Raw genomic sequence first — 24,152 nt, forward strand, 5'->3', positions numbered from 1 at the left:
ACCTGGTTAAACCGCGGCGGCCCCCGAGACGATCTCGGTGAGTTCCTGAGTAATGCTGGCCTGACGAGCTTTGTTGTAAACCAACTGCAGCTCTTTAATCAGGCTGCCGCCATTATCGGTCGCGGCTTTCATCGCCACCATTCGTGCGGCCTGCTCGCTGGCCAGGTTTTCTACAACGCCCTGATAAACCTGAGATTCAACGTAACGACGCAGCAGGGTATCCAGCAGCGGTTTCGGATCGGGTTCATACAGGTAATCCCAGGCTTTTTGCTTCAGCTCGTCATCTTCTGATGCCGGTAACGGCAGCATCTGAGTGAGCGTTGGAACCTGAGACATGGTGTTAATGAATTTGTTGCTGACAACGTACAGTCTGTCCAGACGGCCTTCATCATAGGCCTGCAACATCACTTTAACCGGGCCGATCAGTTCGGACAGGGACGGGTTATCACCCATACCGGTCACCTGAGCGACAATGTTGCCACCAACGGAGTTAAAGAAAGAGACGCCTTTAGAGCCGATCATTGCGATATCGCACTGAACGCCTTTTTCAGACCATGCTTTCATATCCGCCAGCAGTTTTTTGAACAGGTTAATGTTCAAGCCGCCACACAGACCACGGTCGGTCGACACCACCAGGTAGCCCACGCGCTTAACGTCGCGTTCTTCCAGGTAAGGGTGCTTATATTCCAGATTACCGTTTGCAAGGTGACCAATCACTTTGCGCATGGTTTCTGCATAAGGACGGCTGGCCGCCATGCGATCCTGCGATTTACGCATTTTGGAAGCGGCGACCATCTCCATCGCTTTAGTGATCTTTTGCGTGTTCTGGACGCTTGCGATCTTACTACGTATCTCTTTTGCGCCGGCCATGAGCTTCTCCTCAATGCCAGGCGGCTTGTCCTGAGACAAGCCGCCGGACGATTACCAGGATTGGGTTGCTTTGAAGGAATCGAGGATAGCTTTCAGCTTGCCTTCGATTTCGTCGTTATAGCCACCGGTCTGGTTGATCTCTTGCATCAGCGGAGCGTGATCACGGTCGACGTAAGCCAGCAGAGCGGCTTCGAAGCTACCGATTTTCGCCAGTTCCACATCTTCGAGGTAACCGCGTTCAGCCGCGAACAGTACCAGGCCCTGCTGAGCAACAGACATTGGTGCATACTGTTTCTGCTTCAGCAGCTCGGTCACTTTCTGACCGTGGCTCAGCTGTTTACGGGTTGCTTCGTCCAGATCGGATGCGAACTGAGAGAACGCAGCCAGTTCACGATACTGTGCCAGCGCGGTACGGATACCACCGGACAGTTTCTTGATGATCTTGGTCTGTGCAGCACCACCCACACGGGATACGGAGATACCCGGGTTAACCGCCGGACGAATACCGGAGTTAAACAGGTTGGTTTCCAGGAAGATCTGACCATCGGTAATGGAGATTACGTTGGTCGGAACGAACGCAGAAACGTCACCCGCCTGGGTTTCAATGATCGGCAGCGCGGTCAGAGAGCCCGTTTTACCCTTCACTTCACCTTTGGTGAAGTTCTCGACGTATTCCGCGTTAACGCGGGAAGCACGCTCCAGCAGACGAGAGTGGAGGTAGAATACGTCGCCAGGGAACGCTTCACGTCCAGGTGGACGACGGAGCAGCAGGGAAACCTGACGATAAGCAACAGCCTGCTTAGACAGGTCATCGTATACGATCAGCGCATCTTCACCGCGGTCACGGAAGTATTCGCCCATTGCGCAACCGGCGTATGGTGCCAGGTATTGCAGTGCAGCAGATTCAGACGCGGTCGCCACAACAACAATGGTGTTAGACAGCGCGCCGTGCTCTTCCAGTTTACGAACCACGTTGGAAATGGTGGACGCTTTCTGGCCGATGGCCACGTACACACATTTGATGCCGGAGTCACGCTGGTTGATGATGGCGTCGATTGCCATCGCGGTTTTACCGGTCTGACGGTCACCGATGATCAGTTCACGCTGACCACGACCGATTGGGATCATGGCGTCAACGGACTTATAACCTGTCTGAACAGGCTGATCTACGGACTGACGGTCGATAACGCCCGGTGCGATAACTTCGATTGGGGAGAAGCCATCGTGCTCAACCGGACCTTTACCGTCGATTGGCGCACCCAGGGTGTTAACAACGCGACCCAGCAGGCCACGGCCAACCGGTACTTCCAGAATACGGCCAGTACACTTAACCTTCATGCCTTCGGCGAGGTCAGCGTATGGACCCATCACAACTGCACCAACGGAGTCGCGCTCCAGGTTCAGTGCGATAGCGTAACGGTTACCCGGCAGGGAAATCATCTCACCCTGCATACAATCGGCCAGGCCGTGGATGCGGATAACACCGTCACTTACAGAAACAATAGTACCTTCGTTGTGAGCTTCACTCACAACATTGAACTGAGCAATGCGCTGCTTGATCAGTTCGCTGATTTCGGTGGAATTCAGTTGCATGCTCCAGTCCCCTTAAGACTGCAAGACGTCTGCAAGGCGCTCAAGACGGCCGCGTACGCTGCCATCAATGACCATATCACCCGAACGGATGATTACGCCTGCCATTACAGACTTATCGATTTTGCAATTCAGCTTAACTTTGCGTGACAGACGTTTTTCCATCGCGGCGGTAATTTTCGCAAGCTGTTCGTCACTCAGTTCAGTCGCAGAAGTCACTTCGACTTCAGCGGTAGCTTCACTAAGGGCACGTAAGTGCTCAAACTGCTCGAGAACATCCGGGAGCACACGGAGACGACCATTCTCTGCCATCACCTTAATCAGGTTCTGGCCGTTGGCATCCAGTTGCTCTCCGCACACGGCGATAAACGACGCGGCGAGGGTTTCAGGTGCTAACGCACCGGAAAGCAACTCGGCCATTTGTTCGTTTTTCGTCACCTCAGCGGCAAACGCCAGCATATTCTGCCAGCGATCGACATTTTGGTGTTCGATAGCAAAGTCAAAAGCTGCTTTGGCGTAGGGGCGAGCTACCGTAACAAATTCAGACATCAGCCCCTCCCTCCTTACAGTTCAGCGACAAGTTTGTCCACGATGTCGCTGTTAGCAGCTTCATCCACGGAACGTTCGATGATCTTCTCGGCGCCAGCAACAGCCAGAATCGCAACCTGCTTACGCAGTTCTTCACGAGCACGTTTACGCTCAGCTTCAATTTCAGCCTGAGCCTGTGTCACGATCTTAGTACGTTCCTGTTCTGCTTCAGCTTTCGCTTCGTCCAGGATCTGCGAACGACGTTTGTTAGCCTGTTCGATGATAACCTGAGCTTCCGCTTTCGCTTTTTTCAGCTGGTCTGTCGCGTTGGCCTGTGCAAGGTCCAAATCTTTCTTAGCGCGTTCTGCAGAAGCCAGACCGTCAGCAATTTCTTTCTGACGTTTTTCGATGGCTGCCATTAAAGGCGGCCATACATACTTCATGCAGAACCAGACAAAGAGAATAAACGCGATGGCCTGGCCGAGGATTGTTGCGTTCATGTTCACAGCACAATACCTCTTTAATATCTGTGGCTTAGGGTTTTAAAACTACTACTACGCGACAGCAAACATCACGTACAGACCCAGACCTACAGCGATCATTGGGATAGCATCCACCAGACCCATAACGATAAAGAACTGAGTACGCAGCAGAGGAATCAGATCAGGTTGACGCGCAGCGCCTTCCAGGAATTTGCCCCCGAGGATGCCGATACCGATCGCAGCACCGATAGCCGCCAGACCCATCATCACAGCGGCAGCCATGTACAGCAGATCCATATTCAGGTTTTCCATGACAGTCTCCAGTTTGTTTCAATTAAAACGTAGTAGTGTTGGTAAAAAATCAGTGCTCTTCAGACGCCATCGACAGATAGACGATCGTCAGAACCATGAAGATAAAGGCTTGCAGCGTAATGATCAGGATGTGGAAAATGGCCCACGGCACATTCAGAACCCACTGTGACCACCACGGCAGAAGACCCGCGATCAGAATGAAAATCAGCTCACCCGCATACATGTTGCCGAACAGTCGCAGACCCAGTGAAACAGGTTTGGACAGCAGGCTAACGCCTTCCAGGATCAGGTTGACCGGAATAAACGCCCAGTGGTTGAACGGCTGCAAGGTAAGCTCTTTCACAAAGCCGCTTACGCCTTTCATTTTGATGCTGTAGAAAAGAATCAGGATAAACACGCCCAGCGCCATCGACAGGGTGATGTTCACGTCCGCAGACGGAACCACGCGCAGTGCTGGCAGGCCGAAGATGTGCTCGCCAATAAACGGCAGCAGATCGATTGGCAGCAGGTCCATGAGGTTCATCAGGAAGACCCAAACGAACACGGTCAGCGCCAGCGGAGCAATAAGCTTGCTCTTGCCATGGTACATGTCTTTGACGCTGCCATGGACGAAGCCGATGATCATTTCGATGAAGGTCTGGAATTTCCCTGGTACACCGCTGGTCGCTCGTTTAGCAACACCGCGGAACATGGCCAGGAACAGAAGACCCAAAACCACCGAGAAGAACATGGAGTCGATGTTGATCGTCCAGAAGGTGGCCGGGGGGTTATGTGGATCCACCAGCGAGAATGTACGCAGGTCCAGCTGAAGGTTATTCAGATGGTGACCTATGTAATCCTGCGGCGTCATATTTTCTGAAGCCATGATGCCTTTTACCCTTTGTTATTGATTACAGCTGGAGCCAGAACTTGTACCACCAGCACCAAAACCCACGTTGCTATCAGCGGCATGAAGACCACTTTCAAAACCGCCAGCGCCATCACCAGTAGAGCAAAGGTCAGCAACACCTTACACACTTCGCCGAGGGCGAAGGACCAGGCCACGCGGCCTTTGGCAGGTGTATGCGCCTGATGACGCCAGGCAAAAATCATAAACAACACGTTTGGCAGCACAACCGCCAAACCCCCGCACACGGCGGAGATGCCCCAGAAGGGGTCTTTGAGGCTAAACAGCAGTCCACTTGCTATCACAGCCAGAAACTGAATGAACAGAAGCTTACGAGCAACGTTTCTACTCAAGAGCGACACAGACATCACGTTTTTACTCCTGCTCCCTTCGAGGTATGCCGCGTGTCGTATAAAACGTCCTTTAAGGCTCAGAGTCAAGCATCAAAAAGCGGTCAAATTATACGGTGCGCACCCGTGATTTCAAACATTAAGTAGCGAAAAGGTGAATAAATGTTTAAATATTTTTCCCCACCGCTATTTTTTAACTTTCGCTGAAAGCGTCAACCTTTGACCAAAACTGCAAACAGCGCGAAAACGTTGTCGATAAAGCGTGCACGAGATCACAAAACACACATTTGCGATAAGGTTGTATTTATCAAAGGCGCAAATCGCAGAAATTTATCTTTATGAAATTAAACGCAAAATGTCGCAACTATTTTCAAAACAGCCCAGTACACAATAAAAACCTTTTATTGACATTCTTAATAAATAATTAACATTGCGTTCTGGTTACTGCCTTCCACTTTTAGCAGACTTATATTTTCAAAGATGACTATCTTCTCGGTGAATAACGATTGCTTCGTTAACCGGAAGAAAAACCTTAGTGAAGCAGAGGTTAAAAGCTCCTCGGTAAATCCCCGGTAGTTGTGCTGTTTTTTAACATGATAAGAACAGCACGAATTCCACATTTTTTATTAATTTTTTAAAAATTGTTTGGCTTAATTATCACCAGGTGTCGTTCGCCTTCGAGCTGAGGAATCTGTAATTTCTCAATAGACTCGACAGCAAAACCGTCCGGAAGCTGTTCAATCTCATCGCCTGGCAACTGCCCTTTCAGTGCATAAAAGCGGCCATTCTCCGCAGGTAAGTGCTTGCACCAGCTCACCATATCGTTGAGCGACGCAAATGCGCGGCTGATAACCCCGTCAAACGGCGGCTCTGCCGGGAACTCCTCTACCCTGCTCTGCACGGGCGTGATGTTTTCAAGCTTTAGCTCATGCTGTACCTGGCGTAAAAAGCGCACGCGTTTGCCAAGGCTGTCCAGCAGCGTGAAATGGCTCTCAGGGCGAACAATCGACAGCGGAATACCCGGCAGACCAGGGCCCGTCCCCACGTCGATAAAGCGTTCACCTTTCAGCCAGGGAGCAACCACGATGCTGTCGAGAATGTGGCGAACGAGCATCTCGTTGGGGTCGCGAACAGACGTCAGGTTGTACGCTTTGTTCCATTTGTTCAGCATATCGACATAGGCCACCAGCTGATTTTTCTGGTGATCGGTGAGCGAAATACCTGCCTGATCCAGCAGACGAGAGAGTTTGTTGAGCACAGTGAATACCTGTTGAGAGTTTTTTTGCCCGGTAGCGCTGCCGCTTACCGGGCCTACGAATAAGTAGGGCGGGTCAGCGAAGCGCCACCCGCCAAAAGCAATGTCAATTACGCGCTACGGCGCAACATGCCCTGCTTTTTCAGCCACACCAGCAGGATCGAAATCGCCGCCGGGGTCACGCCCGAGATGCGGGATGCCTGACCGATCGACACCGGTTTGTGATCGTTCAGCTTGGCGATCACTTCGTTGGAAAGGCCCGTCACCTGGCGGTAGTCCAGCATTTCCGGCAGCAGCGTGTTTTCGTTACGCTGCTGTTTTTCGATCTCATCCTGCTGACGGGCGATGTAACCTTCGTACTTCACCTGGATCTCGACCTGCTCTGCCGCTTCAGCGTCTTCCAGGCCCGGCGCGAACGCGGTCAGTTTGACCAGGTTCTCGTAGGTGACTTCTGGACGGCGCAGCAGATCTTCACCGCTGGCTTCGCGCGACAGCGGCGCGGTTAAGTGAGCGTTCACTTCAGCAGCGGTTTCCGCCTGCGGATTCACCCACGTGGTTTTCAGACGCTGACGTTCCTGCTCAATGCGCTCCAGCTTCTCGTTGAAGCGCGCCCAGCGCTCGTCATCGACCAGACCCAGCTCGCGGCCCATTTCGGTCAGACGCAGGTCGGCGTTATCTTCACGCAGCATCAGGCGATATTCCGCGCGAGAGGTAAACATACGGTACGGTTCTTTGGTACCCAGCGTGCAGAGATCGTCAACCAGCACGCCCAGATAAGCCTGAGAACGCGCCGGAGCCCAGCCCTCTTTCTCAGCAGAGAAGCGCGCGGCGTTCAGACCGGCAAGCAGGCCCTGTGCAGCCGCTTCTTCGTAGCCGGTGGTGCCGTTAATCTGACCCGCGAAGAACAGACCGTGGATGAATTTGCTCTCCAGGGTCGGCTTCAGGTCACGCGGATCGAAGAAATCGTACTCAATAGCGTAGCCAGGGCGAACGATTTTTGCGTTCTCCATACCCTGCATTGAGCGAACAATTTGCATCTGTACGTCGAACGGCAGGCTGGTGGAGATGCCGTTCGGGTAAATTTCGTTTGAGGTCAACCCTTCCGGCTCCAGGAAGATCTGGTGCTGGTTGCGATCGGCAAAGCGCATCACTTTGTCTTCGATCGACGGGCAGTAGCGTGGACCGATCCCTTCGATCACGCCGGCGTACATCGGGCTGCGATCGAGGTTATTGCGGATCACGTCATGGGTTTTCTCGTTGGTGTGCGTGATGTAGCACGGCACCTGCTGCGGATGCTGTGCCGCATTGCCCATAAACGAGAAGACCGGCATTGGGTTATCACCGTGCTGTTGCGCCAGCACGCTGAAATCAATGGTGCGCGCATCAATACGCGGCGGCGTGCCGGTTTTCAGGCGGCTGACGCGCAGCGGCAGCTCGCGCAGACGGCGAGACAATGGGATAGACGGCGGATCGCCAGCACGGCCGCCGCTGTAGTTATCCAGACCAATATGAATTTTACCGTCAAGGAAGGTACCCACGGTCAACACCACGGCTTTGGCGCGGAATTTGAGGCCCATCTGGGTCACGGCGCCTACGACGCGATCGTTCTCAACGATAAGATCTTCAACCGCCTGCTGGAAGATCATCAGGTTCGGCTGGTTCTCCAGCGCGGTACGTACCGCCTGTCGATAAAGTACGCGGTCTGCCTGAGCACGGGTCGCCCGCACGGCGGGGCCTTTACTGGCGTTTAGTATCCTAAACTGAATGCCTGCGTGATCGATCGCTTTCGCCATCAGGCCGCCAAGTGCATCCACTTCTTTTACCAGGTGTCCTTTCCCAATGCCGCCAATCGCCGGATTACAGGACATTTGTCCCAGCGTGTCGATATTGTGTGTCAAAAGCAGGGTCTGCTGACCCATTCGCGCTGCGGCCATTGCGGCCTCAGTGCCTGCGTGACCCCCGCCAATGATGATGACGTCAAAAGGATCCTGATAAAACATGGTGGTCTGCCTCGCGTAAAGCGGTAAGAAAATGGATTGAAGCCCGGGCCGTGGATTCTACTCAACTTTAGTCTTTCGAGAAAGCATTGGGATCCTGGGCTATTAAAAAGAAGATCTTTTTATTTAGAGATCTGTTCTATTGTGATCTCTTATTAGGATCGCGAACCCGTGTGGATAAGTCCGATCTCATAAAGAAGATCATGCAGTTAGAAAGGATCGTTTGCTGTGAATGATCGGTGATCCTGGACCGTATAAGCTGGGATCAGATCGCGACTTTATACACAGGCTAAAAACTGCGCTACGGTTGTTCTTTGGATAACTACGGGTTAATACGAGCTTTTAACCAGAGTTATCCACATCTGTTCGCGCGATCTTTAATCGTTTTTGAGTAAATTTTTCCATTCCGCGAGCCAGATCTCGGCTGGATCCTCCGGAATGTCATGATCGAGGATGTTGATCTTGAGCGTTTCACCCAGCTGTTTTGCTCCGCAGGAGGTCACAGCGGCTTCGACTTTCTCTATTGCCCCGCAAAAGGTGTCATATTCACGACTGCCGATCCCTACTGCGCCAAAACGGACGTTTGACAGGTCGGGCTGCTGTTCCAGCAGTTCGTCATATAAAGGTTGCAGGTTATCCGGCAGATCGCCCGCGCCGTGCGTGGAGGTGATCAGCAGCCAGACCCCGTCAGTCGGGAGATCTTCCAGCAACGGGCCGTGCAGGGTTTCCGTAGAAAAGCCCGCCTCTTCCAGCTTTTCAGCCAGATGTTCCGCTACGTATTCTGCACCACCCAGGGTGCTGCCGCTGATAAGGGTAATGTCCGCCATTGATCGCTCGCCCAGATAAAGAGACGGCCATTGTACGCTGTGAACGAGCTGGGATCTACCTGTGGAAAATGTGGGAATGAATTTGCCCGATCACGGGCGGATGGTACGCATGATCGGGTTTTGCAGGGAGATCAGGGTCTCGGTGGACTGAATTTCATCGATTGTTTGGATCTTGTTGATAAGTACCTGCTGGAGCGCGTCGATGGATCGGCACATGACCTTAATAAAGATGCTGTAGTGCCCGGTGGTGTAGTACGCCTCGGTGACTTCATCCAGCGCGTTCAGTTTCGCCAGGGCGGAAGGGTAGTCTTTGGCGCTTTTTAGAATGATGCCGATGAAGCAGCAGACGTCGTAACCCAGCTGCTTCGGGCTGACGTCAATGCGCGCGCCGGTAATGATCCCCGCCTGCTTCATCTTCTCTACGCGAACGTGAATGGTTCCCGGGCTGACGCCAAACTGTTTCGCCAGTTCGGCGTAGGCGGTACGGGCATTGGCCATTAACGCCTCCAGAATGCCGCGGTCGAGATTGTCGATCTGATAATTTTCCATAGCTTTTTCTTATGAAGATTAATGAATCACTCTATTCTAGCGCCTTATTTTATCGAATCAAAAGTGAAGATGGCTTTTTGCTGATGGGTTATTGAATAAGGTGTCATTTCTGTTGCTTAATCAATATCAACAGGACGCAGGAGTATAAATAATGAAAACCGCTTACATCGCAAAACAACGCCAGATCAGTTTCGTAAAATCCCATTTTTCCCGCCAGCTGGAAGAGAAGCTTGGGCTGATTGAAGTCCAGGCCCCGATCCTCAGCCGCGTGGGTGACGGGACGCAGGATAACCTCTCTGGATGCGAAAAAGCGGTACAGGTAAAAGTGAAAACGCTGCCAGACGCCCAGTTCGAAGTGGTTCATTCACTGGCGAAGTGGAAGCGTCAGACCCTGGGACAACATGACTTCAGCGCGGGCGAAGGGCTCTACACGCACATGAAAGCCCTTCGCCCCGATGAAGACCGCCTGTCTCCCATTCATTCCGTTTACGTTGACCAGTGGGACTGGGAGCGCGTGATGGGCGATGGCGAGCGCCACGTTGGCACGCTGAAGTCTACCGTTGAGGCGATCTACGCCGGGATCAAAGCGACCGAAGCGGCCGTAAGCAAAGCGTTTGGTCTGGCACCGTTCCTGCCGGAAACGATCCACTTTGTACACAGCCAGGAATTGCTGACCCGTTTCCCGGATCTGGATGCCAAAGGCCGCGAGCGGGCGATCGCCAAAGAGCTCGGGGCGGTATTCCTGATTGGGATCGGCGGCAAACTGTCTGATGGCAAACGCCACGACGTTCGTGCGCCGGATTATGATGACTGGAGCACCACCGGTGAGGACGAGTTTGCCGGACTGAACGGCGATATTCTGGTGTGGAACCCGGTACTGGAAGACGCATTCGAGCTTTCTTCTATGGGGATCCGCGTGGATGCTGAGGCGCTGAAGCGCCAGCTGGCGGTGACCGGAGATGAAGATCGTCTCAAACTGGAGTGGCACCAGGCGCTGCTGCGTGGGGAAATGCCGCAGACGATTGGCGGCGGTATCGGCCAGTCCCGTCTGACCATGCTGCTGCTTCAGCTGCCCCATATTGGTCAGGTGCAGTGTGGCGTCTGGCCGCAGCAGGTACGTGAAAGCGTCGGTTCTCTTCTGTAATTAACGCTGCCAGCGTCTGAGCAGGCGGCTACGCAACCCGGTATCAAAGCGCCAGATATGATCGAAGATGCGCATGATGCCGGGTTTTCCATGGGCGGACATCGCCACCGCATGAAAACGGTGCTGATGCATACGCTGTAATTCCTTCACTTTATTGACCACGTCATCCGGCAGCCGCTGGGCAATAAAATCGGATATCACTACCGCGTCAGCGTCATACCAGTCGCCGCCCTGCATCCGCTCAACGATGCTGCGAAAACAGCTGGCCAGATCGGTGCCGCCGCGAAAACGCTGGCTCAGGAAGCGGATTGCCTGCTCGATCCCCTGCTGGTTCGTCAGCTCATAGCCCACGACTTCGCTGGAGAACAGCATAATGAAGCAGCGACGGCGATCGGCGAGCGCCACGCGCATCAGCGCCAGACAGAACGCCTTTGCACACTGCTCGTTAAACCCGCCCATGGAGCCGGACGTATCCACGCAGACAATAAATGGACCGCGCGGCTGCTCGTCAAAATCCTGATGAACGACCGGCCGCTGGCTGACTTTCTCGCGCCAGGCTTCGCCGTGCAGCCGGTAGGTGAGGAGCTGCTTTTCCACCAGCCGACGGTAAAACTCGTACTCCAGCTCGGTCATTCCGAGCGTGCTCAGCTCGGTGGGCAGCAGGCGCAGAATGTCATCGCTCTGCTGGAGCCCGTCGACCTGCTCTGGAACGGTGGCCGGCTCACGCACCAGGGTGCGGAAGGTTTCCATCGGGGCGTCCTTCTTTGGAACCGACTTTGCCTCCCTTGAACGTCCCAGCTGTTCTGCAAGCTTCATCAGCTCGGGCTGCTGCGCCAGAAAATCGCCGTACTTGACGATCAGCTGATAGTCCCCGCGCCGAAGCTGGCCCGCGCTCATGTCCCAGAGACGCCCTGCCGCGTTTTCATTTTCCACCAGCACCTGCTCAAGCTGGCCGCTTAAGGTCATGCGTTCCTGAACTTCACTGAGCAGCTGTTCGCGCTCTTCATCCAGCAGCTGCTGGTTTAGCGTCGTGGCCTGCACCACCAGGCTGAGACGCCAGCGCTGTAAAAAGAGGGTGTGCAGTGCGGGAGTGAACGTGGCGTTATCCGTGACCAGCCCACGGGCCTGGCTGGCAAACGGGGAGTGGACCTTGTCGAGCAACGTCAGGGTTTGCGGAAGCTGGACGATAAACTGCGACGTGGAAAGTCGCTGGCACTGCTGATAGCAGGCCACTTCTTCCGTTAACTCAGGGGGGACTTCGGTCTCTTTAAACCGTTGACGCAGGTTATCCCGCCAGCGCGGAAGATCGTCGGTCATCGCCTTTTTGAGCTTCGGAAATTTTTCAAAGAAGGCCGCCAGCTGCGGTGAAGCCAGAAGGGTGATCACCACTTCTTCGATCAACCCTTCCTCGCTGACGGCCAGCATGACGTTAAGCGTATCCAGGGTTAGCATTGACGCGCCTGTTTGATCTGCGCGCTGACGTCCTGCAGGCTGGCTTCGATGCGGCCTAACCAGTCGCTATGGATAAAGAGGCATTTTTGCTGCTCGCTAAAGCGGGTGTGCTGCTGGTGCCATTCGGTGTCCAGCGCGTCCAGCTGCTGCTTAATCTCTTCAGGGACGCTCTCAGAGGCGGTTCCCGGAAGCGCAAGACGCGAGCCCTGCAGGTTGACGTCGCGGATCACCAGTTGCTGGCTGCTGTCCACTTCCATATTCAGCGGCTGCGCGAAACCGATGCCGTTGAGCTTTCCACGGATCTCTCCGCCCTTATCCAGCCACTGCGCCAGCGTCTCGCGCTCAATCGTCACGTGCACCACCTGCATATCATGTAGCTTGAGCGGCTGCTGAAGCAGCAGGGTCAGCGTCGGGCTGGTGAGTTCAGGGGGTAATTCATAGTGCGGTTTGCGGGCGAACATCCCCCCCAGGCGATTCACTTTCAGCGCGGTTTTATCACTTTGCTGCTGCTGAAGCTGGATGCGCCGCTGGGCAATCGCCCCCAGCTGATTGAGCATCGCCTGCTGTCCCCAGGCGTGTCCGGTCATCAAAACGTCGAGCTGCTGCTGCATCAGATTCATGCCTTCCGCGTCGTGCCAGAGGCAGTCTTTCAGCAGGATCAGATCGATGGGCGCAACGGCATCGCGACCGCTGAACAGGGCGCTGGCCTGCAGCAGGCGGATCGCTTTTTTCCAGCGGCGATCGGAGACATAGGGGGCAGAGGGCAGTAAATCAAGCTGCTGGCGCAGCATGAAGATCAGCTCGAAGACGGAATCAGGCAGCTTAATTTTACCGATCTCTTCCTGCCACTGGTAATACTCCTCGTCTGATACCTGCAATGACGCTGCTACCGGGTTCTCGTTCTCATCCTGCTGGCTGACCAGCATGGAACGGAAATTGGACTTATCCTGCACTTTGTCCAGCCACAGGCGGATCAGCATACGGTCATACAGCGCTTCCAGGCTGCTGTCGGCTTCAGGCAGTTCGTTTGAGGCGGCCACCAGCAGGCGCATCGGGATTTTCTCTTCACTGGCGCCGTTGCGGAACCGACGTTCATTTATCGCCGTGAGCAGGGTGTTCAGAATGGCCGGGCCGGCTTTCCAGATCTCATCAAGGAAGACAATTTCTGCCTCAGGCAGATACCCCGTCGTCAGGCGCTCGTAGCGCCCTTCATCTTTCAGCGCCTGAATGGAAAGGGGGCCAAACACCTCTTCCGGGGTGGAAAAGCGGGTCATCAGGTATTCAAACGCGCGGGCGTTCTTAAAAGCAAACTTAAGCCTGCGGGCAATCAGGCTTTTGGCGATGCCCGGCGGCCCAAGCAGAAACACGCTTTCACCGCTCAATGCTGCCAGTAAACAGAGGCGAATGGCGTGGCTACGCTCGAAAAGGCCTTTCTCCAGCGCGCTGCTGAGGCGGGAAATTCTTTCTGCTAATAAATGTGAGTGAGCCATAATAGTTTTGCATCCTTTCGCCGTCGTGGCGGCCAATTGAAGCGAGTATAGACGTTTCAGTCAGGGCTGGTAATAGGCTGAAGTGCGGCGCAATTTTCTTTGCGCTACATTAATGCGGTTGCATTTAGGGGTACGATTTTGCAATGAATCGTGCATACTGTGCGCTTTTTGTGGGCCAAGGGACCAGGAACACATTTGTTATTTAAACGAAAAGACTAGTCTATGAGCACTGATAATAAGCAATCATTACCCGCAATTACGCTTGCGGCGATCGGGGTTGTCTACGGTGATATCGGCACCAGCCCGCTTTATACGCTTCGTGAATGTTTGTCCGGCCAGTTTGGCTTTGGTGTTGAGCGCGATGCCGTGTTTGGCTTCCTGTCCCTCATCTTCTGGCTGCTGATTCTGGTCGTTTCCGTTAAGTATCTCTCCTTCGTTATGCGCGCTGATAACGCGGGCGAAGGCGGTATCCTGACCCTGATGTCCCTTGCAGGGCGCAACACCTCCGCCAGAATGACCTCCGTTCTGGTGATTATCGGCCTGATTGGCGGCAGCTTCTTCTACGGAGAGGTGGTTATCACGCCCGCGATTTCGGTCCTCTCGGCGATAGAGGGGCTGGAGATTATCGCGCCACAGCTTGATACGTGGGTGGTCCCGCTGGCGATAATCGTGTTGACGCTGCTGTTTGTGATCCAGAAGCACGGTACCGGGCTGGTGGGAAAACTGTTTGCGCCGATTATGCTGGCCTGGTTCCTGATCCTGGCGGCGCTCGGTTTACGCAGCATTATCGCGAACCCGGAAGTGCTGCATGCGCTGAACCCATACTGGGCCGTGCATTTCTTCCTCGAATACAAAGTAGTTTCCTTCGTGGCGCTGGGGGCGGTCGTGCTCTCCATCACCGGTGTGGAAGCGCTGTATGCGGATATGGGTCACTTCGGAAAGCTGCCTATCCGCGTGGCCTGGTTTTTGGTTGTGCTGCCGTCGCTGGTGCTCAACTACTTCGGCCAGGGCGCGCTGTTGCTCAAAAACCCGGAGGCGATCAAGAACCCGTTCTTCCTGCTGGCACCTGACTGGGCGCTGGTGCCGATGCTGATCCTGGCGACGCTGGCGACCGTCATTGCCTCTCAGGCGGTGATTTCCGGCGTGTTTTCTCTGACGCGCCAGGCCGTGCGTCTGGGGTATCTCTCACCGATGCGCATCATTCATACCTCAGAGATGGAGTCGGGCCAGATCTACATCCCGTTCGTTAACTGGCTGCTCTACTTCGCTGTTGTGATTGTGATTGTCAGCTTCGAGCACTCCAGCAACCTGGCGGCGGCGTACGGTATTGCGGTAACCGGCACTATGGTGCTGACATCGCTTCTCTCCACCACGGTGGCGTACCGTAACTGGCACTGGAATAAATTCCTCGTGGCGATGATTCTGGTGGGCTTCCTGTGTATTGACGTGCCGCTGTTCTCTGCGAACCTCGACAAGATTGTCTCCGGCGGCTGGCTGCCGCTGACGCTGGGGCTGGTGATGTTCATCGTCATGACCACCTGGAAAAGCGAGCGCTTCCGCCTGCTGCGCCGTATGCATGAGCACGGGAATTCTCTGGAGGCGATGATCGCTTCGCTGGAGAAATCCCCGCCGGTCCGCGTGCCCGGCACCGCGGTGTACATGTCTCGCGCCCTGAACGTGATCCCGTTCGCGCTGATGCATAACCTCAAGCACAACAAAGTGCTGCACGAGCGCGTGATCCTGCTGACGCTGCGCACCGAAGATGCGCCATATGTTCACAACGTACGCCGCGTGCAGATTGAGCAGCTCTCCCCGACCTTCTGGCGCGTGGTGGCAAGCTACGGCTGGCGCGAAACGCCGAACGTGGAAGAGGTGTTCCACCGCTGCGGTCTGGAAGGCTTAAGCTGCCGCATGATGGAGACGTCGTTCTTTATGTCCCACGAGTCGCTGATCATCGGTAAGCGCCCGTGGTACCTGCGCCTGCGCGGCAAGCTGTACCTGATCCTGCAGCGTAACGCCCTGCGCGCGCCTGACCAGTTTGAGATCCCGCCTAACCGCGTGATAGAGCTGGGTACGCAGGTCGAGATTTAAGTCCTTTCCAAAATGCCGGGTGGCGCTGCGCTTACCCGGCCTACCAAACCCGTAGGCCCGTGCAAGCGAAGCGCCGCAGGGCAATTTCTCCCATCAATATTTCACTTAGCGAAACGTTTCGACGTCGATCACAAATCTGTTACGTCATGGTGGTTTTCTGAACATTTCTGAGGCTACACTCTTTTTAGCGAAACGTTTCGCTAGTGGAGCAAAAAAATGAAGAAAGGCACTGTACTCAACTCAGAAATCTCGTCGGTGATTTCCCGTCTTGGGCATACCGATACGCTGGTGGTTTGCGATGCAGGCTTACCGGTTCCGCGCAGCACAACCCGTATTGATATGGCGTTAACGCAGGGCGTACCTTCGTTTATGCAGGTACTGGACGTGGTGACCGCGGAGATGCAGGTTGAGACGGCCATTCTCGCGGCGGAAATCAAACAACATAATCCGCAGCTCCATGAAACGTTGCTCAGCCATCTTGAGCAGCTGCAACAACACCAGGGAAACACCATCGAAATTCGTTACACAACGCACGAACAATTCAAACAACAAACCGCAGACAGTCAGGCGGTGATTCGCAGCGGGGAGTGTTCCCCGTATGCGAATATCATTCTCTGTGCTGGCGTCACCTTCTGAGGCCATCATGGACGCATTACTGCAACTCAAAGGGATCGATAAGTCGTTCCCGGGCGTAAAAGCCCTCTCCGGCGCGGCGCTGAACGTTTACCCCGGGCGCGTAATGGCGCTGGTGGGCGAAAACGGCGCCGGCAAATCCACCATGATGAAAGTGCTGACCGGTATCTATCAACGCGATGCCGGTTCCCTCCTCTGGCTGGGTAAAGAGACCACCTTTACTGGCCCGAAATCTTCTCAGGAAGCGGGTATCGGCATTATCCACCAGGAGTTGAACCTGATCCCGCAGCTCACCATTGCGGAGAACATCTTCCTCGGCCGTGAGTTCGTGAATCGCTTCGGTAAGATCGACTGGAAAATCATGTATGCCGAAGCCGACAAGCTGCTGGCGAAACTGAACCTGCGCTTTAAGAGCGACCGGCTGGTCGGCGATCTCTCCATCGGCGATCAGCAGATGGTGGAAATCGCGAAGGTGCTGAGCTTCGAGTCGAAAGTCATCATCATGGATGAACCGACAGACGCCCTGACCGATACCGAAACCGAATCCCTGTTCCGCGTTATCCGCGAGCTGAAATCGCAGGGGCGCGGGATTGTCTATATCTCTCACCGTATGAAAGAGATCTTTGAAATCTGCGATGACGTCACCGTTTTCCGCGACGGGCAGTTTATTGCCGAGCGAGAAGTGGCCACGCTGACGGAAGATACGCTCATCGAAATGATGGTGGGACGCAAGCTTGAAGATCAGTATCCGCATCTGGATAAAGCGCCGGGTGAGATCCGCCTGAAGGTGGATAACCTCTGCGGCCCGGGTGTGAACGACGTGACCTTTACCCTGCGCCAGGGCGAGATCCTGGGCGTGGCGGGTCTGATGGGCGCGGGACGTACCGAGTTGATGAAAGTGTTGTACGGCGCACTGCCGCGCACCAGCGGTTATGTCACCCTCGACGGCCATGAAGTGGTCACCCGCTCCCCGCAGGATGGTCTGGCGAACGGCATCGTCTATATCTCCGAAGACCGCAAACGCGACGGCTTAGTGCTGGGCATGTCGGTAAAAGAGAACATGTCCCTGACTGCGCTGCGCTATTTCAGCCACAGCGGCGGCAGCCTGAAGCATAAAGACGAGCAGCAGGCGGTCAGCGATTTTATCCGTCTCTTTAATGTTAAAACGCCGTCGATGGAGCAGGCGATTGGCCTGTTGTCCGGCGGGAATCAGCAGAAAGTGGCAATTGCTCGCGGGCTGATGACGCGCCCGAAAGTGTTGATCCTCGACGAGCCAACCCGCGGCGTAGACGTGGGGGCGAAGAAAGAGATCTATCAGCTGATTAACCAGTTCAAGGCCGACGGTCTGAGCATCATTCTGGTCTCTTCCGAGATGCCAGAAGTATTAGGCATGAGCGATCGCATTATCGTCATGCATGAAGGGCATCTCGGCGGTGAATTCACTCGCGAGCAGGCCACCCAGGAAGTTCTGATGGCTGCCGCTGTGGGCAAGCTTAATCGCGTGAATCAGGAGTAAGAAGATGACTACCCAGGCTGTTTCTGGTCGCCGCTATTTCACAAAGGCGTGGCTGATGGAACAAAAATCGCTCATTGCCCTGCTGGTGCTGATCGCGATTGTGTCGACCATGAGCCCGAATTTCTTCACCGTAAATAACCTGTTCAACATTCTGCAGCAGACGTCGGTGAACGCCATTATGGCGGTCGGCATGACGCTGGTGATTTTGACCTCAGGGATCGATCTGTCCGTCGGTTCCCTGCTGGCCCTCACCGGTGCGATCGCCGCTTCGCTTGTCGGGATTGAAGTCAACGCGCTGGTGGCCGTGGCCGCAGCTCTGGCGGCAGGCGCGGCGATTGGCGCCGTCACCGGCGTGATTGTGGCAAAAGGCCGCGTTCAGGCGTTCATCGCGACGCTGGTGATGATGCTGCTGCTGCGCGGGGTGACCATGGTTTATACCAACGGCAGCCCGGTCAATACCGGCTTCACCGATAACGCCGATCTGTTTGGCTGGTTCGGTATCGGTCGCCCGCTGGGTGTCCCGACGCCGGTCTGGATCATGGCTATCGTCTTCCTGGCGGCGTGGTACATGCTGCACCATACCCGTCTGGGCCGTTATATCTATGCGCTGGGCGGTAACGAAGCGGCAACGCGCCTGTCCGGTATCAGCGTTAATAAAGTCAAAGTTATCGTGTACTCCCTGTGCGGTCTGCTGGCGTCACTGGCGGGCATCATCGAAGTGGCGCGCCTCTCTTCCGCGCAGCCGACGGCGGGTACGGGGTATGAGCTGGATGCTATTGCAGCAGTGGTTCTGGGCGGTACGAGTCTGGCGGGCGGTAAAGGTCGCATTGTTGGGACATTGATCGGCGCACTGATTCTCGGTTTCCTGAATAATGGTTTGAATTTGTTAGGTGTTTCCTCCTATTACCAGATGATCGTTAAGGCAGTGGTGATTTTGCTGGCGGTACTGGTAGACAACAAAAAACAGTAACTGACGACACTACAGGACATCTTAGATATGAACATGAAAAAACTGGCTACCCTGGTTTCCGCCGTCGCGCTGAGCGCAACCGTAAGTGCTAACGCCATGGCGAAAGATACCATCGCGCTGGTTGTCTCTACCCTGAACAACCCGTTCTTCGTCTCCCTGAAGGATGGAGCGCAGAAAGAAGCGGATAAACTGGGCTACAACCTGGTGGTACTGGATTCACAGAACAACCCGGCGAAAGAGCTGGCTAACGTTCAGGACTTAACCGTTCGTGGTACCAAAATTCTGCTGATCAACCCAACCGATTCCGATGCCGTAGGCAACGCCGTGAAAATGGCAAACCAGGCGAAGATCCCGGTGATCACTCTGGACCGTCAGGCAACGAAAGGCGACGTGGTGAGCCATATTGCGTCTGACAACGTGCTGGGCGGCAAAATCGCGGGTGACTACATTGCGAAGAAAGCCGGTGAAGGCGCTAAAGTCATCGAACTGCAGGGGATTGCCGGTACGTCTGCCGCCCGCGAGCGTGGCGAAGGTTTCCAGCAGGCGGTTGCAGCGCACAAATTCAACGTGTTGGCCAGCCAGCCGGCAGACTTCGACCGTACTAAAGGTCTGAACGTCATGCAGAACCTGCTGACCGCACATCCTGACGTGCAGGCGGTATTCGCGCAGAACGACGAAATGGCGCTGGGTGCGCTGCGCGCTCTGCAGACTGCAGGTAAATCTGATGTGATGGTTGTCGGATTTGACGGCACGCCGGATGGTGAAAAAGCAGTAAACGATGGCAAACTGGCTGCGACCATCGCTCAGCTGCCTGAGCAGATTGGCGCGACTGGCGTTGAAACTGCCGACAAAGTGCTGAAGGGCGAAAAAGTTCAGGCTAAATACCCTGTTGACCTGAAGCTGGTTATCAAGCAGTAAAAGGCGAATCAGGCCGTCACTGGCGGCCTGAGGGACACCAATAAAGAAAAGTGTGGCATACGCCACCGGGTAACACCGGTGGCGCTCTCAGATGGACAACCCAACCATGAAAACCGCAGGCAACCTCGTCGTCCTTGGCAGTATCAATGCCGATCACATTCTTAACCTTGAATCGTTCCCTGCACCGGGCGAAACCGTCACGGGTAACCAGTATCAGGTCGCATTCGGCGGTAAAGGGGCAAACCAGGCCGTCGCTGCCGGTCGCAGCGGGGCGAATATTGCGTTTATCGCCTGCACGGGTGATGACGATACCGGCGAGCGCGTACGCAAGCAGCTGGCGAGCGACAACATCGATATCGCACCGGTCAGCGTTGTTGCAGGGGAATCTACCGGCGTGGCGCTGATTTTCGTCAACGCAGAAGGTGAGAATGTCATCGGTATTCATGCTGGCGCTAACGCAGCGCTGACGACGGAGCGCGTGGAAGCGCAACGTGCAATCATTGGCGGCGCCGAGGCCCTGCTGATGCAGCTTGAGTCGCCGGTTGAAAGCGTGCTGGCCGCGGCCAAAATTGCGCATGAAAATCATACCACTGTCGTACTTAACCCGGCCCCAGCCCGTGTATTATCAGACGAGCTGCTGGCGCTGGTGGATATCATCACGCCGAACGAAACCGAAGCCGAAAAGCTGACGGGCATTCGCGTAGAAAACGATGACGATGCCGCGAGAGCCGCGCGTGCGCTGCACGACAAAGGCATCGGAACCGTGATCATCACCCTGGGCAGCCGTGGGGTATGGGCAAGCGTAAACGGTGAAGGCCGTCGCGTGCCGGGCTTTAAGGTGAAGGCGATTGATACCATCGCAGCGGGAGACACCTTCAATGGTGCGCTGGTGACCGCGCTGCTGGAAGGCAAGAAAATGGATGATGCGATCCGCTTCGCGCATGCCGCTGCCGCGATTGCGGTGACGCGCAAGGGCGCTCAGCCTTCCGTTCCGTGGCGTAAAGAGATCGATGAATTCTTAAGTCAGCAGGGGTAACGCTTGGCCACAATGAAAGATGTCGCCCGCCTGGCGGGCGTTTCTACCTCGACGGTGTCTCACGTCATTAATAACGATCGCTTCGTCAGCGAGGCGATTCGGGAAAAAGTCGAAGCGGCAGTAAAAGATCTCAACTATGCGCCGTCTGCACTGGCGCGCAGCCTTAAGCTCAACCAGACGCGTACGATCGGTATGCTGATCACCGCCAGTACCAACCCCTTTTATTCTGAGCTGGTTCGCGGCGTGGAGCGCAGCTGCTTCGAGCGTGGCTACAGCCTGGTGCTGTGCAATACCGAAGGGGACGAGCAGCGCATGAACCGTAACCTGGAAACGCTGATGCAAAAACGCGTCGACGGGCTACTGCTGCTGTGTACCGAAACGCACCAGCCGTCGAAAGAGATTATCCAGCGCTATCCCTCCATTCCCACGGTGATGATGGACTGGGCGCCGTTCGACGGCACCAGCGACCTCATTCAGGATAATTCTCTGCTGGGGGGTGATATGGCCACCCAGTATCTGATCGATAAAGGCTATACCCGCATTGCCTGTATTACCGGTCCGCTGGACAAAACCCCGGCGCGTTTGCGTCTGGAAGGGTATCTCGCCGCGATGGCGCGGGCGGGACTTTCCGTGCCGGAAGGGTATCGTATTACCGGTGATTTTGAGTTTCACGGTGGTTTTGAAGCGATGCAGACGCTGCTGGCGCAACCGCAGCGTCCGCAGGCGGTGTTTATCGGCAACGACGCCATGGCGTTTGGCGCCTATCAGGCGTTATATCAGGCCGGTTTGCGCGTTCCCCATGATATGGCGGTAATCGGCTACGATGATATCGAGCTGGCCAGCTATATGACGCCGCCGCTCACCACCATTCATCAGCCGAAGGATGAACTGGGCGAGCTGGCCATCGATGTGTTGATCCACCGAATGGCTCAGCCCACGCTGCAGCAGCAGCGCCTGCAGCTTACTCCTGTTCTGATGGAACGCGGTTCGGTTTAGCTTTCTCTTTGTGACGCTCTTTAATCAGGTTTCGGCCGTCTTTCGGTTTTAACAGCATAAAGACCAGCGCTGAAACGACGGTGAGTGCGCCCATGGTGATAAAGGTATAGTGGAACTGCTCGACGGTGTTCGCGCTGTCGAAACCTTCATAAAACCGCAGTACCGCCGCGCTCACTGCAACCCCTAAACTGATCGACAGCTGCTGTGTGACTGCCAGCACGCTGTTGCCGCTACTGGCGTTCTCGTCGGTCAGATCCGCAAGGGTGATGGTGTTCATCGATGTGAACTGCGTCGACATCGCCATGCCCAGTACAAACAGCGGCAGGATCAGCATCCAGACGGGAAGCGAGGCGGACTGCAGCGAGAACTGCGCAATCATCAGACCGATAAAGACCGTCACGCCAACCAGCGTCTTGCGATAGCCAAACCAGCGTAGCACCTGCGTCACGGTCGATTTTGCCAGAATCGAGCCCATCGCCGTGGGCGCCATCATGCAGCCGGCAATCAGTGCCGGATAGCCGAAACCAACCTGCAGCATCAGCGGCATCAGGAACGGTACGCAGCCCGTCCCCAGACGCGAGGCAATGTTTCCCGCGATCCCGACGGAAAACGTTCGGGTGTTGAAGAGCCCAAGAGAGATTAACGGCGTCGGATGGCGGCGCGCATGACGTATATAAAGAAGGAAAAGCAGAATCCCGGCGAGGATAACGGAGAGCGCCATCCACGTCGCGACGATCTTCTCGCCAAACAGCTCCATCCCGCTGGAGAAGAGCACCAGGCTCAGGCCAAACAGGAAGAAGCCGCCCATATCGAAACTGCGCCTTGGCGTGGTGAAGTTCGGCATATATTTGCGGGCATACAGCAACCCCGCTACGCCAATCGGAATATTAATCAGGAAGATCCAGTGCCAGCTTGCCCAGGTGACAAACACGCCACCGAGTACCGGGCCAAGTATCGGGCCGACCAGTCCCGGCATGGTGACGAAGTTGAGCACGGGAAGCAGTTCGCTTCGAGGATAGGCTCGTAATAAGGCAAGGCGCGCCACGGGCATCATCATCGCGCCGCCAATGCCCTGTAATACGCGGAAGATAACCAGCTCCGTTAAGGACGAGGAGAGCGCACAGGCCAGCGAACCGAGCGTAAAGAGCGTTACGGCCAGCATGAAAACTCTGCGGGTGCCGAAGCGGTCGGCCAGCCAGCCGCTAACAGGGATCAGCATCGCGACCGTCAGGGTATAGCTGATGATGGCGGACTGCATCGCCAGCGGGGAACGGTTGAGGCTTTGCGCAATAGCGGGAAGCGCGGTGTTGAGGATGGTGGCATCCAGTGCCTGCATAAAAAACGCCATGGCTGCAATCCACGGCAATCCGGCCATGCTGCGCGCTTTTTTCTTTGTCATTTATTTACCTGCTGGTGGGTTGGCGCAGCCAGCAATGCCTGGCACGCACTCAGGGCTCGCTGCCCGTCGCTTTCCTGAATGGCATCCACTATCGCCTGGTGCCATTCCAGTTTTACCACGTCGTCTTGTGTAATAGAGGTAAAGTAAGTGTGGTACACCGAATGGAATAAAGAGGCAAAAGAGGTGAGGAACGGATTGGCGCTCATCATATAGATATGTTCATGCCAGGCCATATCGACCTCAACCCAGCGTTCGCGGTTGAAGTGTTTTTTCAGGAACACCATCTCTTCCATCAACGCGTTAAGCTGCGCTTTCTGCTCTGCTGTTCCAAGCGTGGCAGCAAGCAGACATGCCTGAGGCTCAAGGCTACTGCGCATTACCAGAAAGTGATCGATCACCTGATGAAAGTTGTCTTCCGTCATCCACCAGGAGAGCAGCTCCTGATCGAGAAAATTCCAGTTACTCTGTGGCATCACGCGTGTGCCAATACGAGGACGCGGAAGCACCATTCCTTTCGCCGTCAGGGTTTTCACCGCTTCGCGCACGGCGGTACGGCTCACCCCAAACTGCTCACCCAGCTCCATTTCACCCGGCAGGATGCTTCCCGGGGCATATTTACCCGCTAAAATCCGCTGAGCCAGCTTTTCGGCCAGCACATAAGACAGGTTTTTTTGGGCGGCCAGCTGTTGCGCGCTTAATGGCATCGCTTTTATTCCTTAAAGATTCATGCTGATAATTATGCCACCGTGAATGTGATTGTGGTTGCAGATACATCAAATAGAACAATTTGTAGCTTGATTTCACCTCTATTGGTGAAAAAAAACGCGGATGGAAACTTTTTTTAAATTTCCTCTTGTCACA

General features: G+C 55.1%; 23 protein-coding genes. 8 read left to right on the top strand and 15 right to left on the bottom strand.

Translation table 11 applies throughout. The annotated features are described in order from the left end of the window. Nucleotides 1-6: 6 nt before the first annotated feature. The 11 genes from atpG to asnC form a co-directional block, all read right to left on the bottom strand. Complete coding sequence (gene atpG / locus ACVCAM_RS12120; protein WP_008500191.1) at nt 7-870, bottom strand: F0F1 ATP synthase subunit gamma; 864 nt, start codon at nt 868-870, stop codon at nt 7-9. 51 nt (nt 871-921) lie between these two features. Continuing rightward, on the bottom strand, nt 922-2,463 hold the full coding sequence (gene atpA, locus ACVCAM_RS12125) for a F0F1 ATP synthase subunit alpha (protein ID WP_003862367.1): 1,542 nt from the start codon (nt 2,461-2,463) through the stop codon (nt 922-924). 12 nt (nt 2,464-2,475) lie between these two features. Beyond that, a complete protein-coding gene (gene atpH / locus ACVCAM_RS12130) occupies nt 2,476-3,009 on the bottom strand; it encodes a F0F1 ATP synthase subunit delta (RefSeq protein ID WP_008500192.1) in 534 nt (177 codons plus the stop codon). Nucleotides 3,010-3,023: 14 nt separating this feature from the next. After that, on the bottom strand, nt 3,024-3,494 hold the full coding sequence (gene atpF / locus ACVCAM_RS12135; RefSeq protein ID WP_003862370.1) for a F0F1 ATP synthase subunit B: 471 nt from the start codon (nt 3,492-3,494) through the stop codon (nt 3,024-3,026). A gap of 48 nt (nt 3,495-3,542) precedes the next feature. Next, on the bottom strand, nt 3,543-3,782 hold the full coding sequence (gene atpE / locus ACVCAM_RS12140) for a F0F1 ATP synthase subunit C (protein WP_000429386.1): 240 nt from the start codon (nt 3,780-3,782) through the stop codon (nt 3,543-3,545). A 49-nt stretch (nt 3,783-3,831) separates the two neighbouring features. Beyond that, nucleotides 3,832-4,647 (bottom strand): F0F1 ATP synthase subunit A, encoded by an 816-nt coding sequence (gene atpB, locus ACVCAM_RS12145; RefSeq protein ID WP_008500193.1) that lies wholly within the window; start codon nt 4,645-4,647, stop codon nt 3,832-3,834. A gap of 8 nt (nt 4,648-4,655) precedes the next feature. Beyond that, complete coding sequence (atpI, locus tag ACVCAM_RS12150) at nt 4,656-5,036, bottom strand: F0F1 ATP synthase subunit I (protein ID WP_008500194.1); 381 nt, start codon at nt 5,034-5,036, stop codon at nt 4,656-4,658. A gap of 616 nt (nt 5,037-5,652) precedes the next feature. Next, nucleotides 5,653-6,276, bottom strand: coding sequence for a 16S rRNA (guanine(527)-N(7))-methyltransferase RsmG (gene rsmG, locus ACVCAM_RS12155; RefSeq protein WP_008500195.1), 624 nt, complete (start codon nt 6,274-6,276; stop codon nt 5,653-5,655). 107 nt (nt 6,277-6,383) lie between these two features. After that, nucleotides 6,384-8,273 carry a tRNA uridine-5-carboxymethylaminomethyl(34) synthesis enzyme MnmG gene (mnmG, locus tag ACVCAM_RS12160; RefSeq protein ID WP_008500196.1) on the bottom strand — a complete coding sequence of 630 codons (1,890 nt, stop codon included), beginning with the start codon at nt 8,271-8,273 and terminating at the stop codon, nt 6,384-6,386. Between the two features lie 374 nt (nt 8,274-8,647). After that, on the bottom strand, nt 8,648-9,097 hold the full coding sequence (mioC, locus tag ACVCAM_RS12165) for an FMN-binding protein MioC (protein ID WP_008500197.1): 450 nt from the start codon (nt 9,095-9,097) through the stop codon (nt 8,648-8,650). A gap of 90 nt (nt 9,098-9,187) precedes the next feature. Further along, nucleotides 9,188-9,646 (bottom strand): transcriptional regulator AsnC, encoded by a 459-nt coding sequence (gene asnC / locus ACVCAM_RS12170; RefSeq protein WP_008500198.1) that lies wholly within the window; start codon nt 9,644-9,646, stop codon nt 9,188-9,190. A 151-nt stretch (nt 9,647-9,797) separates the two neighbouring features. On the opposite strand from asnC, the gene asnA reads away from it, so the two are divergent. Beyond that, on the top strand, nt 9,798-10,790 hold the full coding sequence (gene asnA, locus ACVCAM_RS12175; RefSeq protein WP_049121445.1) for an aspartate--ammonia ligase: 993 nt from the start codon (nt 9,798-9,800) through the stop codon (nt 10,788-10,790). Here asnA and viaA read toward each other — a convergent pair whose 3' ends face one another. Further along, nucleotides 10,791-12,242 carry an ATPase RavA stimulator ViaA gene (gene viaA / locus ACVCAM_RS12180; protein WP_407223764.1) on the bottom strand — a complete coding sequence of 484 codons (1,452 nt, stop codon included), beginning with the start codon at nt 12,240-12,242 and terminating at the stop codon, nt 10,791-10,793. Further along, complete coding sequence (ravA, locus tag ACVCAM_RS12185) at nt 12,236-13,732, bottom strand: ATPase RavA (protein ID WP_447093602.1); 1,497 nt, start codon at nt 13,730-13,732, stop codon at nt 12,236-12,238. Before ravA ends, viaA begins: the two co-directional genes overlap by 7 nt. A 222-nt stretch (nt 13,733-13,954) precedes the next feature. Here ravA and kup point away from each other — a divergent pair, with 222 nt between their 5' ends. The 7 genes from kup to rbsR all read left to right on the top strand — a co-directional run bounded on the left by kup (nt 13,955) and on the right by rbsR (nt 21,892). Then, nucleotides 13,955-15,823, top strand: a complete 1,869-nt coding sequence (gene kup / locus ACVCAM_RS12190) for a low affinity potassium transporter Kup (RefSeq protein WP_021242659.1) — start codon at nt 13,955-13,957, stop codon at nt 15,821-15,823. Nucleotides 15,824-16,039: 216 nt separating this feature from the next. Continuing rightward, nucleotides 16,040-16,459 carry a D-ribose pyranase gene (gene rbsD, locus ACVCAM_RS12195; protein WP_023345137.1) on the top strand — a complete coding sequence of 140 codons (420 nt, stop codon included), beginning with the start codon at nt 16,040-16,042 and terminating at the stop codon, nt 16,457-16,459. A gap of 7 nt (nt 16,460-16,466) precedes the next feature. After that, a complete protein-coding gene (rbsA, locus tag ACVCAM_RS12200; RefSeq protein ID WP_025910790.1) occupies nt 16,467-17,972 on the top strand; it encodes a ribose ABC transporter ATP-binding protein RbsA in 1,506 nt (501 codons plus the stop codon). 4 nt (nt 17,973-17,976) lie between these two features. Continuing rightward, on the top strand, nt 17,977-18,942 hold the full coding sequence (gene rbsC, locus ACVCAM_RS12205; RefSeq protein WP_021242657.1) for a ribose ABC transporter permease: 966 nt from the start codon (nt 17,977-17,979) through the stop codon (nt 18,940-18,942). Between the two features lie 27 nt (nt 18,943-18,969). Then, complete coding sequence (rbsB, locus tag ACVCAM_RS12210; RefSeq protein ID WP_008503498.1) at nt 18,970-19,860, top strand: ribose ABC transporter substrate-binding protein RbsB; 891 nt, start codon at nt 18,970-18,972, stop codon at nt 19,858-19,860. A gap of 106 nt (nt 19,861-19,966) precedes the next feature. Then, nucleotides 19,967-20,896 carry a ribokinase gene (gene rbsK, locus ACVCAM_RS12215; protein ID WP_023293678.1) on the top strand — a complete coding sequence of 310 codons (930 nt, stop codon included), beginning with the start codon at nt 19,967-19,969 and terminating at the stop codon, nt 20,894-20,896. A 3-nt stretch (nt 20,897-20,899) separates the two neighbouring features. Beyond that, nucleotides 20,900-21,892, top strand: coding sequence for a ribose operon transcriptional repressor RbsR (gene rbsR, locus ACVCAM_RS12220; protein ID WP_021242654.1), 993 nt, complete (start codon nt 20,900-20,902; stop codon nt 21,890-21,892). On the opposite strand, the gene mdtD is transcribed toward rbsR, so the two are convergent. Together mdtD and ACVCAM_RS12230 are read right to left on the bottom strand one after the other, a co-directional pair. After that, nucleotides 21,858-23,291: a multidrug transporter subunit MdtD gene (mdtD, locus tag ACVCAM_RS12225; RefSeq protein WP_021242653.1), complete on the bottom strand. Its 1,434-nt coding sequence runs from the start codon at nt 23,289-23,291 to the stop codon at nt 21,858-21,860. The two genes, rbsR and mdtD, sit on opposite strands and share 35 nt — an antisense overlap. Beyond that, nucleotides 23,288-23,995: a FadR/GntR family transcriptional regulator gene (locus ACVCAM_RS12230; RefSeq protein WP_021242652.1), complete on the bottom strand. Its 708-nt coding sequence runs from the start codon at nt 23,993-23,995 to the stop codon at nt 23,288-23,290. The genes mdtD and ACVCAM_RS12230 overlap by 4 nt, the downstream gene beginning before the upstream one ends. Between the last annotated feature and the right edge of the window lie 157 nt (nt 23,996-24,152).

This window comes from Enterobacter sp. CFEC122 (genome assembly GCF_052983755.1).

Bases quoted from the DNA above. Each gene is read 5' to 3' on its own strand.
- atpG (WP_008500191.1), bottom strand. From the start codon at position 870: ATGGCCGGCGCAAAAGAGATACGTAGTAAGATCGCAAGCGTCCAGAAC.
- atpA (WP_003862367.1), bottom strand. From the start codon at position 2,463: ATGCAACTGAATTCCACCGAAATCAGCGAACTGATCAAGCAGCGCATT.
- atpH (WP_008500192.1), bottom strand. From the start codon at position 3,009: ATGTCTGAATTTGTTACGGTAGCTCGCCCCTACGCCAAAGCAGCTTTT.
- atpE (WP_000429386.1), bottom strand. From the start codon at position 3,782: ATGGAAAACCTGAATATGGATCTGCTGTACATGGCTGCCGCTGTGATG.
- atpB (WP_008500193.1), bottom strand. From the start codon at position 4,647: ATGGCTTCAGAAAATATGACGCCGCAGGATTACATAGGTCACCATCTG.
- atpI (WP_008500194.1), bottom strand. From the start codon at position 5,036: ATGTCTGTGTCGCTCTTGAGTAGAAACGTTGCTCGTAAGCTTCTGTTC.
- mnmG (WP_008500196.1), bottom strand. From the start codon at position 8,273: ATGTTTTATCAGGATCCTTTTGACGTCATCATCATTGGCGGGGGTCAC.
- mioC (WP_008500197.1), bottom strand. From the start codon at position 9,097: ATGGCGGACATTACCCTTATCAGCGGCAGCACCCTGGGTGGTGCAGAA.
- asnC (WP_008500198.1), bottom strand. From the start codon at position 9,646: ATGGAAAATTATCAGATCGACAATCTCGACCGCGGCATTCTGGAGGCG.
- asnA (WP_049121445.1), top strand. From the start codon at position 9,798: ATGAAAACCGCTTACATCGCAAAACAACGCCAGATCAGTTTCGTAAAA.
- viaA (WP_407223764.1), bottom strand. From the start codon at position 12,242: ATGCTAACCCTGGATACGCTTAACGTCATGCTGGCCGTCAGCGAGGAA.
- ravA (WP_447093602.1), bottom strand. From the start codon at position 13,732: ATGGCTCACTCACATTTATTAGCAGAAAGAATTTCCCGCCTCAGCAGC.
- kup (WP_021242659.1), top strand. From the start codon at position 13,955: ATGAGCACTGATAATAAGCAATCATTACCCGCAATTACGCTTGCGGCG.
- rbsD (WP_023345137.1), top strand. From the start codon at position 16,040: ATGAAGAAAGGCACTGTACTCAACTCAGAAATCTCGTCGGTGATTTCC.
- rbsA (WP_025910790.1), top strand. From the start codon at position 16,467: ATGGACGCATTACTGCAACTCAAAGGGATCGATAAGTCGTTCCCGGGC.
- rbsC (WP_021242657.1), top strand. From the start codon at position 17,977: ATGACTACCCAGGCTGTTTCTGGTCGCCGCTATTTCACAAAGGCGTGG.
- rbsB (WP_008503498.1), top strand. From the start codon at position 18,970: ATGAACATGAAAAAACTGGCTACCCTGGTTTCCGCCGTCGCGCTGAGC.
- rbsK (WP_023293678.1), top strand. From the start codon at position 19,967: ATGAAAACCGCAGGCAACCTCGTCGTCCTTGGCAGTATCAATGCCGAT.
- mdtD (WP_021242653.1), bottom strand. From the start codon at position 23,291: ATGACAAAGAAAAAAGCGCGCAGCATGGCCGGATTGCCGTGGATTGCA.
- ACVCAM_RS12230 (WP_021242652.1), bottom strand. From the start codon at position 23,995: ATGCCATTAAGCGCGCAACAGCTGGCCGCCCAAAAAAACCTGTCTTAT.